The 12151-nt window shown below is 70.2% G+C and carries 13 protein-coding genes; all 13 read right to left on the minus strand.

Going from position 1 to position 12151, the window contains the following annotated elements; genetic code table 11:
* Positions 1-94: 94 nt before the first annotated feature.
* Positions 95-892, minus strand: a complete 798-nt coding sequence (locus ABT160_RS26610; RefSeq protein WP_351650328.1) for a peptidoglycan-binding protein — start codon at positions 890-892, stop codon at positions 95-97.
* A gap of 81 nt (positions 893-973) precedes the next feature.
* Positions 974-3043, minus strand: coding sequence for a hypothetical protein (locus ABT160_RS26615; protein ID WP_502984304.1), 2070 nt, complete (start codon positions 3041-3043; stop codon positions 974-976).
* A 42-nt stretch (positions 3044-3085) separates the two neighbouring features.
* Complete coding sequence (locus ABT160_RS26620; RefSeq protein ID WP_351650329.1) at positions 3086-3955, minus strand: hypothetical protein; 870 nt, start codon at positions 3953-3955, stop codon at positions 3086-3088.
* Complete coding sequence (locus ABT160_RS26625) at positions 3955-5061, minus strand: hypothetical protein (RefSeq protein WP_351650330.1); 1107 nt, start codon at positions 5059-5061, stop codon at positions 3955-3957. The genes ABT160_RS26620 and ABT160_RS26625 overlap by 1 nt, the downstream gene beginning before the upstream one ends.
* Positions 5062-5073: 12 nt before the next feature.
* A complete protein-coding gene (locus ABT160_RS26630) occupies positions 5074-6057 on the minus strand; it encodes a hypothetical protein (RefSeq protein ID WP_351650331.1) in 984 nt (327 codons plus the stop codon).
* A 13-nt stretch (positions 6058-6070) separates the two neighbouring features.
* Positions 6071-6976, minus strand: coding sequence for a phage distal tail protein (locus ABT160_RS26635; protein WP_351650332.1), 906 nt, complete (start codon positions 6974-6976; stop codon positions 6071-6073).
* A gap of 3 nt (positions 6977-6979) precedes the next feature.
* Complete coding sequence (locus ABT160_RS26640; protein ID WP_351650400.1) at positions 6980-9391, minus strand: phage tail tape measure protein; 2412 nt, start codon at positions 9389-9391, stop codon at positions 6980-6982.
* 232 nt (positions 9392-9623) lie between these two features.
* Positions 9624-10112, minus strand: coding sequence for a DUF7426 family protein (locus ABT160_RS26645; protein WP_351650333.1), 489 nt, complete (start codon positions 10110-10112; stop codon positions 9624-9626).
* A complete protein-coding gene (locus ABT160_RS26650) occupies positions 10112-10654 on the minus strand; it encodes a phage tail tube protein (RefSeq protein WP_351650334.1) in 543 nt (180 codons plus the stop codon). Before ABT160_RS26650 ends, ABT160_RS26645 begins: the two co-directional genes overlap by 1 nt.
* A 12-nt stretch (positions 10655-10666) precedes the next feature.
* Positions 10667-11098, minus strand: a complete 432-nt coding sequence (locus ABT160_RS26655) for a minor capsid protein (RefSeq protein WP_351650335.1) — start codon at positions 11096-11098, stop codon at positions 10667-10669.
* Positions 11095-11442, minus strand: a complete 348-nt coding sequence (locus ABT160_RS26660; RefSeq protein ID WP_267829502.1) for a hypothetical protein — start codon at positions 11440-11442, stop codon at positions 11095-11097. Before ABT160_RS26660 ends, ABT160_RS26655 begins: the two co-directional genes overlap by 4 nt.
* Positions 11439-11759, minus strand: a complete 321-nt coding sequence (locus tag ABT160_RS26665; protein ID WP_351650336.1) for a hypothetical protein — start codon at positions 11757-11759, stop codon at positions 11439-11441. Before ABT160_RS26665 ends, ABT160_RS26660 begins: the two co-directional genes overlap by 4 nt.
* Complete coding sequence (locus tag ABT160_RS26670; protein WP_351650337.1) at positions 11753-12151, minus strand: hypothetical protein; 399 nt, start codon at positions 12149-12151, stop codon at positions 11753-11755. Before ABT160_RS26670 ends, ABT160_RS26665 begins: the two co-directional genes overlap by 7 nt.

Raw genomic sequence — 12151 nt, forward strand, 5'->3', positions numbered from 1 at the left:
CGAGGTCCATCTGCTCGCGCGGGTCCTGCGGGAAGTCCCGGCCGGCCTCGTCGGCGACGATCTTCTTGAACTGCTTGGCGGGCGCGCTCGGGGGTCAGACCTTGGGGACCTTGAGAGCGGCCCACGACGACGGACCGGGCCACCCGTCGGCGTCGTCTCCGGAGTAGCCGAGGTGGCGCTGCCACCGGGCGTAGCTCTGCCGGTCGGACTCGGTCCACTGCGGGCCGGGGCCCGAGCGGTACGCCGAGCACTTGACGGCGACGAGACGGCGGCCCATGGCGGTGACGATCGGCGAGCGCGGGTTGGCCTTGAACCATCCGACGCCGGGGAACGGCTCGTACGCCGGCGGCTTGGGCTTGCTTGGTGTGGTGCCGCCGGGGCGGGGGGCACCCTTCTGCACCCATGCGTAGAGCGGCCCGCCGGGGCAGGCGGTCGCGAATCCATCGCGGTGCCCCTTGATCTCCGATCCGGCGCCGCCGCTCGCACGCAGCCACTCGACGGCATCACGCAGCCCGGCGAGCTGCTTGTCGGTGGGCGTGGTCAGTCCCGAGTCGCCGACCATGGCGCACACCGCGTAGTGGTTGGCGTTCAGCGTCTGGTTCCCGTTCGCACCGGTCTTTCGGTGCGAGCCGCGGCCCTCGTAGACGTAGCCGTGCGGGCACACCATCGCGGTGTACGCGATGTCGCTGTAGTCCTCCTGCCGGTTGGCGAGGTGGCTCGCCTGGATCGCGCGAACGCGTCCGGCACAACTCGTGTGGTTCTCGTCCTTGGCAAGCGCCGCCGGTACGGCGGTGCCCTCGTAATGGATCTTCACTCCGCGCGTGCTGCCGATGTAAACGAGGTCGTAGCGCGAGGGGCGAGCGCCCCACTGTGAGCGGGTTACGAACTGCAAGGTTGGCCCTCCTTGGGGCATGAAAAAACGCCCTGCGCGAGAGCGCGAGGGCGTGAAGACGGTTGGGGGCGTCGCGGTGGCCTACGCGAGCGCGGCCCAGAATCTGTTACTGCCGTTCTCCATCGAGCCGAGGGTGATCGAGGCGGGGGCGGTCGCTGCGCCGGTGGCGTACGAGCCGAACCGGCGGACGTTGTTCAGTCCGAACACGTTGGGCGGCGCGCTGAACGAGCTTTCGGCGACGAGCATCATCGGGCCGTCGCCCGTGCCGGTGTTGTACTGGAATCGCCACGCGATGTAGTAGAGACCGGCGGGGGCGGAGTAGGCGGCGGTGAGCGGGACCGAGACGGTCGCGCCACCCGTGTTGTGCACCTCGGCAGGCTCGGCCGCGGCGGTCGACAGGTCGGCGGTCTGCGCCACCCTGGCACCGGTGGAGCTGTAGAGGGCGGCCCATGAGCCGGTGGCGAGCCCGCCGGCGTACCCGCCGAAGTGCCACACGACCTTGGTCACGGACGCCGCCGACCGGAGGTAGACAGCGGCGACCCGAATCGGACCCGCCCCCGGGTACAGCGGGGCGGAGTGCCCACACGCCGGATCGAACGCCCACGTCAGCAGGCCGAAGTCGGACGCGCGCCACTCGCCCCCGCCGAGTGCGTCAACGTAGCTCTTGCGGGCGAGGTGGTTGTCGGTGGTCGGCGCGACCGAGCTCGACGGCACGCTGCTGAACGTCTTGGCCCCGGCAACGGTCTGCGTGCCGGTCAGCAGGACAGCGGTCCCGGCGGCCTCGGCAGGCGCGAGGGTGACCCGCGTACCGTCCGCCTGAACGACCTTGAACAAGCCTCCCTCGCTGTACGCGACGGCGGCGCCGACGTCGGCCGGGGGCGGCGTGGTGTTCTTGAGTGCCGCCGCGCCTGCAACGGACAACTTGGCACCCGGGACTAGGGAGTTGGTACCGATGCCGACGTTCCCGGTCGCGCGCTGTCCGAACAGGACAGCAGACTTCCACGCGCCGGTGTCGGACCAGTTCGCGAGCTCGAAATTCGAGCCGGCGTCCGCGCCCGCCTCGGCCGTGTTGTCGACTTGGTAGACCCACCTGTTCACGCCTGCCGTGGTGAACGAAAGACCTCGGTAGTCGACGGTCGCCGTATTGAGGATCAGATTCCCGCCCCCGACGAACCCGGACTCGGGGAGCGCGCCCACGTCGGGTGCTGCGAGCACGACCGCCCCAGTCTTGCCGTTGACGGATGCGACGGCACCCCCGCCCGAGCTCGTCGGGAGCTGCGCGGCGGGAACCTTCCCGTCGGCGCCGAGGGTGGCGACACCGGACGCTGCGCCGGCGGCGGCCGTCGCGAGGGCGCCGACGTCGGCGGCGGTGAGGGTGATCGCCGCCGAGCTCTTGCCATTGACGGACTGAACGACGCCAGCCGGGCCCGTGGCTCCCGCGCTTCCGCCGTCGCCCTTGTCTCCCTTCGGACCCTTGAGGTTGCCGACGGCGGTCCCCCAACCGCTCCCGGTGCGCTGCCAGATGTCGCCGGTGTCGGTGCGCAGCAGCAGATCACCGGGGCGCGTCGAGGTGCTCGCCGTGGTCGCGTTGTTCAGGTACCACGCCGCGCCCCTGACCTCGCCGCCGAGCTGCGTCCACACGCCGGCGGATCGCTGCCACGTCGAGACGGTGGTCGAGGTGACCCCGAGGAAGGTCGTCGACTCGTACCGCACGTAGAGGTCGCCGTCGACGCCGAGGCCCGCGCCCGGGGCGGTGGCGCCGCTGTAGATGCGCGATCCCGGGGGACCGGTCGGGCCTCGGTCGCCCTGCGGTCCGGGCACGCCGACGTAGTTCGGTTTCGCGGGATCGGTGGGGGCGATGTCGGCGAGGTCGACCTCGGGCTGCACCCGGGGCAAGAGGACGTTGTACGAGCGGCCCACGGGGATTCCCGAGAGCTGCTCGGTCACGATGTACGCCCACCCGGTCGGGTCCATGTCGGGGGCGTCGGTGGCGGGCAGGGTGACCTCGATCGCGCCCTGCGCGTCGAGCTGGACGGTCACCGGTCCGCCGAGGATGACGTCGGCGGCCGGGAACGTGAGGGTGGCGGGTGCCCGGAAGACGAGCGATCCGGACAGGGGGTGCCCGGATGGGTCGAGGAAGCGCCCGCGCACGGTCACTGTGGGTATGGATTCGGGCAGCAGGGGACGCCCTCCTTAGTCGTCGATGATGTGCAGCCCCGCCCCGTGGGGAGCAGGGGACGGCCCCGGGGCGCGCGCATCGTTCGAGGGCGCGGCGGGTGCGCCGAGGAACTGCTGCGCTTCGGCCTCGGCGGTTCGCGCCGACGGCGGGTCGGGTGCCTCGGCCGCCGTGTACGTGTTGCGGGTGTACGCGTTGAAGACGCGCGTCTCGATTCCCGAGCCGCTGGCCTTGACCCGGTGCTGAATGTTCCAACCGACGTATTCGAGGAACCCGACGCCGTTCAGTGGCTGCGTGATGGTCTTGTTGACCCACGTACCGCCGGCGGGGATGTCGTACTCGGCGACGACGACCTCGCCGTCCGAGGGGTGAATCATGTTGATCCGGACCTGTCCGCCCGCAGGGGCGGCGATGCTCGACAGGTTGAGGGAAGCAACGGCGTTGTGCGCGGCGGCACCGCCGACCCATCCGTATTGGTAGGTCGTGCTTTCGGTGCCCTGCTGCTTGGTCGGGAAGAGTTGGATGGGCATCCACGGGCGGCCGAGGAACTCGGGCGAGTAGTAGTCATCCATCAGGATCACGGAGCCCGAGCGAGAGAACGTCCGCACCATGTTGGAGCCCTCGCCCGAGCCGCCGACTTGGTACGCGAGCGTGCCGTCGGAACGCTGGATCTGAACGCCGTAGGCGCCGTCCCACAGGGCGCCTACGCCGAAAATCCCCGTGCCGTCCGGTGCCCAGACTTCGAGCGAGCCGCCCTCGGCGATCTTCACGGGGCCGTTGGTGATCTCGTTCAGGGCGGGCCGGATGTTCGCCCGACCGGTGAGGGTGCGCACCTCGCGCTCAAGAGCTCGGATGCGGTCGAGGATGTCTTGCGGGATCGCTGCCACTAGGCGGCCTCCAAGAGCAGGCGTGCGGATTCGGAGCGGCCCCGGAGGGGCGGGGAGATGGCGAGCCCGATCACCCGGTACCGGTGGTCGAGTCCCTCGGCCCACCAGTCGTCACGGATGCGCACGCGGATGGTGGCACCGAGCAGAGCGGGCGACAGGGGCGTGCGGTCGAGCGCGACGGTTACCTCGGGGATCGTCTGCGGGTGCAGGGCGGCGGCCAGGTCGGCGCGTGCGTGCGCGTCGAGGGTGGCCTGCTCGGTCACGGTGGAGTAGTCCGAGGTGCCGTCCAACCGTGGCCATCCTGCGGCGAGCTGCTCGTCGTCGACGAGTAGCTCGCTCATCAGGGGCAGGGACTCTTTCGTCTGGTTCTGGTTGTCGGACGCGCCGCGGCCCTGCCATGTGTTGGCCTGCACGGTGGCGTCGATGGGCCACCCGTAGGAAAGGATCGGCCCCGGGTGGTCGAGGACGACCTCGCTCGCGCCGGTCCGGATCACCGGTGAGCCGAGCTGCAACTGCTTGACGCGCCGGCCGCTGCTCGGGTCACGGAAAGATCCGATCCGCCACTCGAACCCGCCCTCGACTGCGCCGAGTTGGTCGATCACCTCGCGGATTCGCGATACGTCATAGCGGCGAAAGAGGCGGTCACGCTTGACGTTCGAGAGCTGCTCGGCGTCGTACTCGATGCCGATGTCGCCGCCGGGGAGACTGGCCGAGTAGTCGAGCAGTCCCCGCACGATGTCGTATTGGTCAACCTGCGTGGCCTGCTGTGTGTGCAGGATCGCGCGATGGTCGAGGTACGACGCCCATCCGCCCGCTTGTACCTGTAGGCCGAGGAATCCTCGCGCGTTGCTGGTCAGGTTGGCGGTCCACAGGATGCCGCCCCACCAGACTTCCGAGCCGCGCTCGATCCACATCGCGGTTCGGCCGGGTTCGACGGCGGCGCGTGCGCGTGCGGCGACCGCGCGGTTCGGGAGGGGGATCGTTGCCGAGGCGCTGCCGATTTTGCCGATGTAGTCGTCGAGCGAGACGTCGGTGATCGGCAGGACGTCGAGGACTTGGTCTGTGCGTAGGTCGCACAGGACCACGCGGTACGTGGGGGCGATCAAGCGATCACCCCCTCACGCGTCGAGCGGGTATTGCACGCCGCCGAATGCCGCCCATGTGGTCAGTCCGGTACTGGCGATGAGCCGTAGCTGCCCGCTCGTTTGGGCGTCGAGCTTGATGTCGACGCCACCGGCGGCGATCGGTAGCGAGGTGAGCGCGACCGGTCGGCAGTTCGCCGGCAGTACGGAGGTGAGCAGGTTCCCGCTGTTCGGCACCGTGCCGGACGTCGTCCAGGAGACGCCGCCCCGTAGCTGGAGGTGCGGAACGCCGCCGTGCATGATCCGCCGGTACCGGACGGTTCCTTGGGCGTTGCCGTTGTTGGTGTAGCCCGTGGCGAGGGTGACGGGCGTCCAGCCGATGACCGGGTCGAGGGTCTGCCACGCCGCGCCGTCCCACCGATCGAGGCCCGAGCCGTTGTCCCGGTACTGGCCCGGGTAAGCGCCGGTGAACGAGAGGCCCCAACCACGGGGGGTGATCCCGCCGTACGCCGAGGTGTAGCGGCGTCGGTCGGCGAGCGCGCTCGACCATGTGATGCCGCCGGTCCCGGCGGACACCCCGGCGGGAACGGTGATCTCCCACAGCCTGAGTGCGGTCGGGGGCAGCGTGGGCGGTGTCGGCGTCGCGCTCGCGGCGCCCGTGACGAGCTCGACGCGAGCGAGCGTCTGCCCGGTCGTGTCGTACAGCTCGTCGCACACCCGCAGAACGACGACGTCGATACGGGGATTGGTGGCGTTGCCGTCCGTGACGGTGAGGGTCTCGGGTGCGGTAACGGCCACGGGGTAGGCGCCCTGCGCCTCGGTGCCCTGCACCAGGGCGCGACCGACGGCGATCTGTACCTGCATGGCACCGGCACCGGTCGCGTTCAGGGCGGAACCGCCGGCGATCACGCCGTCGCGAGTGGTCATCGCCGACTCGGGCGCCATCGTGCCGAGGGGGGACAATCGGGTGTCCTCGCGGGTCTGCCCGCTGGGGAGCAGCCATCCGGCGCGCACGGTCAAGGGAGTGTCCTCCTTACCAAAGGGCGGAGCGCCATCGGACCGAGGCCGCGGCGCGGGAATCGTTGGAGCCCGGGGCGGCACGGAAGAGAAGCGAGGTCGCGCCCGGGTCGAGGGCGAGGGACTGCTCGGGCACGCTGCGGGCCGTCGCGGTGTAGAGGCGCGAGGCGCTGTTGTTGAGCGTCACCGTGCCCTCGCGGGTGTCGACGAGCAGCTCGTCGTCGGCGGCGAGGTCGAGGTCGTACTCGATCACCTCGCCCGTACGGAGGTTGGTCACGGACGGCCGGGAGACCGGGCCGCGAAAGGTGATCACCGGATGCGACGGCGCGTCGCCGTCGTTGACGGCGAGCATGGTCCCGGTGCTCCCCGGGGTTCCGAAACTGAGCGGGTAGGTCAACCGTTCCGGGCCCGGGGTCACCTGCCAGTCGAGGCCGGGCTCGGGCGAGGGGAGCCCTGTCGCGACCTGCTGCTCGATCACGCTGTACCGGCGAGGGTCGGTTGCCTCCCACTGGAGAGCGGCCCCGGTGACAACGCCGATCGCGTACCCACCTGTCCCGACCGGCACGGCGCGGCGAATACACCGGGCCCACGACAACAGGGGTGGCGCGTCGTCGAGTTGAATCACGAGTGGCAGCTCGTCGTCGCGCAGCGCGGTCGCCGCCGACAGGGTGCGCACGGCGACGCTCATCCGGCCGGGGTCGGTGCGGATGACGACGCCGTCGAGCGTGATCGTCCGGGGGCCGGCGAGCAGCCGTCCCGGGTAGGCGCCGTGGGCGTCGGATCGGTTGACGGTTCCGGAGTCGTACCCGGGCGTGTCCTCCCACCCGGTCAGGGACTGCCACCCGTAGGCGGTGCGGGGGCCGAGCAGCAGGTCGCCGAACTGCACATGCCCGGGGAGGGTGACCAGATCACCGGGGGCCACTGATCACCCCCTCGCCTTGGCGTGCCACGCGAGCGCGGACGCCGTCTGATCGGCGGTCGCGTCGCCGGCGTTCCAGTTCTCGATGTGGAGGGTCGGGCCACCCCAACCCCCGCCCGCACCAGCGCTGTTGGCGGGTGCCCCGGCGGTGGCGAACTGCGGGGCGGCGGGAACCGAGACGAGCCTGCGCATCGTGCGGTCGACGGCGGGCGAGCCCGCCTTGATTCCCTCGACGATGCCGGCGGGAATGAACTTGCCGATCTTGTCTCGCATGAGACGCGACGGGGAGTGAATTCCAAGCGCCTTTGCGATCGGGCCGGGTATCAAATTCTTGGCCCATGACATAAGAGTCGACTTGAGCCACGAGCCCATGGACTTGATGCCCGACCACAGGCCGGTGATCAAGTCCTTTCCCTTGCTGTAAAGCATCGATCCGAAGTCGCCGAAATATCCGGCGATCGTGCGCGGGAGCCCTCGGACCCACGAGAGCATTTCTCCGGCCTTGCGGACGGTTCCCGACTTGATCGAGTCCCAATGCTTGATTATCAGGCCGACCAAAGTCCAGTTGAGGAAGAAGTCGACGATCCGGCCCGGTATCCCCTTGACCCAATCGACCGTGGCATTCCAGACCCGCAGAGTTCCGGCCTTGATCGAGTCCCAATGCTTGATGATGAGGCCGACCAAAGTCCAGTTGAGAAAGAACTGAAGGATCGCGTTTCCGATTCCCTTTAGCTTTCCCCACACCCAATCCCACGCCGCTTTCGTGGCGGATACGATCGTGTCCCAGTTGGCGACGATCAGGGCGACGATGCCGATCACGGCGGCGATCACGAGCGCGATCGGGCCCATGGCGAGCAGCCATGCCGCGGCCATCCGGGCACCCTGGATCAGGGACTGCGTCCCCATGAGCACCCATGCGCCCACCACTCGCAGAGCGGTCGCGCCGGCGCTCACGCCCTGCGCCACCCAACCGGCCAACATGGTGGCGTTGAGCACCACGAACCGGGCTGCTGCGGTCACGCCTGCTGCGGTCTGCGCGGCCCATCCGGTGACGACTGCGGTCGTCGTCGTTACTGCCGTGACGCCGAGTGCGACGAGCGTCGGCAGCATCAGAACAGTGATCACCCCGGCGGCGATCGAGAGCGCCGTCGAGTGCTCCGAGATCCAGCCGACGGACGCGCGGAACGCCCCGCCGAGCCCCTTCTCGCCGAGCCAATCAGCCGCCGTTTCGAGGGCGGGCACCACGTAGGTACCGAGTACGCCGACAACCTTGTCGATCGCGCCCCGCTTGAATTGCTCGAACTTGGTCGCGGCGTTGTCGCGCATCGCGTCACCGGCCGAGTCCGTCGCGCCCTTTACGTCGCCGAGCGCCTTAACGGCGGTCGCCGGATTGAGCTTGAAAAGGGCGGCCTGCAAATCCTCGGCCTTGGTGCCGAACAGTGCGACGGCGGTCGCATTCCTCTCGGCGGGGTCCTTGATGGCCTTGATCCGCTCAAGGACAGTGCCGAGAGCTTTCGATGCTTCCGGCCCGCCCTTGGTAAAGACTTTCGCCATCTGGTCGCCGTTGAGGCCGATCGACGCGAAAGCCTCGACGGACGTTTTACTCATGTCCTTCGAGCGGATCGCGAATTCCTTTAGGGCGTCGGCGACCGTATCGGCGTCGCGCGCACCGCCCTGTAGACCCTGCTGCATCAGACCCATTGCGGTCTGTGCGTCGAGCCCCAAGTCGCGGAATTGAGTCGGGTACTCGGAGAAAGTATCCAACAGGTCTTCGGCGGAATTCGTGCCGTTCTGTGTCCCCCTGACGAGGACGTCCATCGCCTCTTCGGCGTTCTTCGCGATGCCGGATTTCAGCATCACGCCGACGGCGCGGGACACCTTGCCGACGTCCTCGCCCATCACGGACGCCGTATCGGCGACCTGCGTCGCCATGCTCTTGATCTGGCCCTGCGTCGCCTCGGGGGGCAAGAGCCCCTGCTGCGCAATGCCCTTGAGGATCTCGGCACCGTCGGCGACGTTGTCGACGATCGCGCCCGAGTAGAGCTGTCCGGCGACGGCGCCGTACTCCTTCGCGACGGCGCCGCTCGTGCCGAGCTGCGCCTGCAACTTCCCGGCGATCTTCTGCCGGTCCATGGCCTCACCGACACCGGCCATGAGTGCCGCGCCGATGCCCGCGCCGATCGCCGCAGCAGCAAAGCCCTTGAGCGCGGTCCCCATGCCCGAGGAAGCGCGGTCGGCGCCGTCGGCCGCCCCCTCGGCGAGCCCGTCGCCGAGGCTGTCGCCGGCCCGCTCGCCGGCTCGGTCCGCCGCGGCGGCGATCTGATCGCCGCCCGCCTGCACCGCCGCGCGGGCGCGGTCCATACCCGCGCCCGCCCCCGAGTCGTCGATGACGACCGTCGCGGCGAGCTCGCCCACCATGAGCGCCAAATGGCTCACCTCCTGGTGGTCGTGCCTCCCGTCGGGGAGGCGTCAGGCGGAGGTGTGAGCACCCGCGCGAGGCGGGATTCAGCGCTGAGCAGGGCGAGGACGCGCACGCGCAGCCATCGCCACGACCGGGATTGCAGCAGGCCCGGGGTGCCTAGATCGATTCCGTAGACCTCGTGCAGATCGGCCTCGACGAGCGGCCACTCGGCGAGGATCTGCGCCCATGTCAGTGAGGCTTGCGGCCCTTCTTGCCCTTTCCTCGGGCGGGTGCCGGGCGGGTACTCGTACCACTCGTAGAGCCCCGACTCGACGTCGAGCTCGCCGCACCCGATCGGTTCCGGCGAGCTGCTCGGTTCGGGGCCAGACGAGAAGGGTCGCCGGCCGCATTCCAGTACCGCTCTGCGGCGGTCTTGTCCTGCGCGATCCACACCATGGCGGTGATCGCGGCGTGCTTGAGGGCGGGCCACTTCACGCCGTCGCCGACCAACTCATCGTGTGCGGCGCCGAGTACCTCGCGGTACAGGTCGCGCTCGGCGGCGTCGCCGAGCACCTGCTCGTCGGCGCGACCGCCGTCGGCCGCAACTGCGGCGGCGTTGATCAGGGCCTGCGTCCGCAGACCGATCTCGGCGGACGGCGCGGGCACGGTGTAGATCTTCCCGCCGATGGGGAGTTCGAGCCGCTCGTCGAGCAGCTCGTCGAGAGCCTCGAACCCCACTACGCATCACCCCCTGCCTTGAGCGTCTTGGACTCGGCGGCGGCGAACGTGCCCCCGCCGGCGACCGGGTTCGTGATCTCTTCCAGAGGGCCGGACCCGGTCAAGGTGACCTTGATCGTGTCGACCTCGTCGGGGCCGCCCCCGTCCGGCTCCCACGTCACGAGCGCCGTACCTTCCTGGGCGTCGTCGGCGCCGTTGCGGTCGTAGTACCGCACCCGTACGTAGCTCTTGGCACCGAACGCGCGGCTCGCCTTCCTGAGCGCTTCCTGCGCGGCGTTGAACACACCGGTCGTCGGGTGTGCTCGGTGCGCGAGGGTGGCCTCGATCGACCACGCGAGCATGGTCACGGCCTGCTCGCTCCACCCCTCGGCGTCGTAGGTGGTCACCTCCTGCTGAGTCGGTTCGATCTTCGGAGTGAACTCGGTGATCCCGGGGACCAGCGTCCACACCGGGGTTGCGGGGACTGTGCCCGTATCCAGTTCGAGGCGGTACCGGCGCGCGAGCGCGGTCACTGTCTCGGCCGGGGGCGTCGGGGTGCTCAACGGCGCCTCCTTCTATTCGAGATGGGGGGCCGCGCGATGCGCGCGGGCGTAGTAGTTGGCGCTCCGCTCCCAGCGGCCCGAGGCGTCCGTGCCGATCGGGGCGGCCGAGACGCGATAGACGAGCTGGACCGACACGGCCCCGAACCGGTGCGGGCCGCTGCCTTGCAGCAGCTCGTGCACCTGGTCGTCGAGGGCGTCGACCTGGCGGGGGTCAGCGCCCGCGCGGGTGCGGACCTGAATCCCGGTGGTCGTGTCGGTCAGCACCGACGAGTCGGCGACCGGATAGGCGGCCAGACAGATGCACCGGTCGGGAGCAGGGGGAAGCGCTGCGATCGTGATCGCGGTCTCGTCGGCGGCGTACGTGCCGTCGGGGCGGTAGATGCCGACGCCAGCGGAGTGCAGCAGGCGGGCGAGACCGTCGAGCAGGTCGACGGTGTAGGTCATCGCAGCGCGCGCCGGACCTGCGCGGCGATCAGGGCCTGCACCTCGGGGGCCGTCTCGGGCAGAACGCCCTCAAGGAACTTCGCGGTCCGCCCGGGGGCGTGGCGCGCGGTCATGTCCTCGTGGACCCTGCGCGCGTACGGGGTGTCGTAGCTGACGGCGGCGGTCATCTGCTGCTCGTCGACCGAGGTCGCCCCGCTCCGTTCGAGGGTGCCCTCGGCGATCGGCACGCGCTGCCTGCTCGCGGCGAGGACGTGCTCGGCACCGAGGAGTAGGCCCCGGGTCGCGGCGGCGCGGATCGCGGCAGTTGCGGCGTCACCGTTCCACCGGAGTCGGGCGCGGCTCATTCACACACCACCTCCGTTGAAGCGGGGACCGGCAGGCCCGGGGCGGTGTGCGCAGCGGTGGTGATCGCCGTTGTGATCCGGCCCCCGGGCAGCGTCACGCGCGAGCCCGGAGGACAGTCCAGAGCGGGGGCGGCGATGATCTGCACGGTGCTCATGACCTCGCGGCCGTCCGTCGCACGGACCATGCGGGCCGCCTCGCCGACGAGCGCGGGGTGCTCGACGAGCGGCCCGTACGTCGGCCCGTACGCGCCGTCGCCGAGGTAGGGCTCGACGCCGATCCGGTGCCGTAGCAGGGACGGCGGAACTCGGGTCACCACGTCATCACCCGCCCCGGGGTCAGACCGGCACGGCGCAGCGCGCGGGCGGCGCGGGGGGCGAGCTCGACGCCGGACGCTCCGGACGTCGAGGCGGCGCGGCCGGACAGGCTCACGGGGCCGATCGAGACCGAGTCCCACTTGCCCGCCGCGCCCGTGCCGTCGTCGCCGGCGGCGAGCCAGTATTCGACCTGCGCGCAGGTCGCCGAGCCGAGGGCGACGGCGATCTGCGGGTCGGTCGGGTCGCCGTCCTCGTCGACGGGGTAGATCGCGGTCAGCAGCGCCGAGTCGATGTCCTCACCCGCCCGCGCGAGCAGGTGCTCGGCCTCGGCCGGTGCGGGAGCGCCGAGCCATGCGGCGAGCTGTTCCGGGGTGGCGTAGGGCTGTCGGGCCAA

Origin of the sequence: Streptomyces sp. NPDC001941 (genome assembly GCF_040296945.1) — a bacterium.
Taxonomy (GTDB): domain Bacteria; phylum Actinomycetota; class Actinomycetes; order Streptomycetales; family Streptomycetaceae; genus Streptomyces.

Coding starts and splice junctions, on each gene's coding strand:
- ABT160_RS26640 (WP_351650400.1), bottom strand. CDS start 9,391: ATGGTGGGCGAGCTCGCCGCGACGGTCGTCATCGACGACTCGGGGGCG.
- ABT160_RS26655 (WP_351650335.1), bottom strand. CDS start 11,098: ATGACCTACACCGTCGACCTGCTCGACGGTCTCGCCCGCCTGCTGCAC.
- ABT160_RS26660 (WP_267829502.1), bottom strand. CDS start 11,442: ATGAGCCGCGCCCGACTCCGGTGGAACGGTGACGCCGCAACTGCCGCG.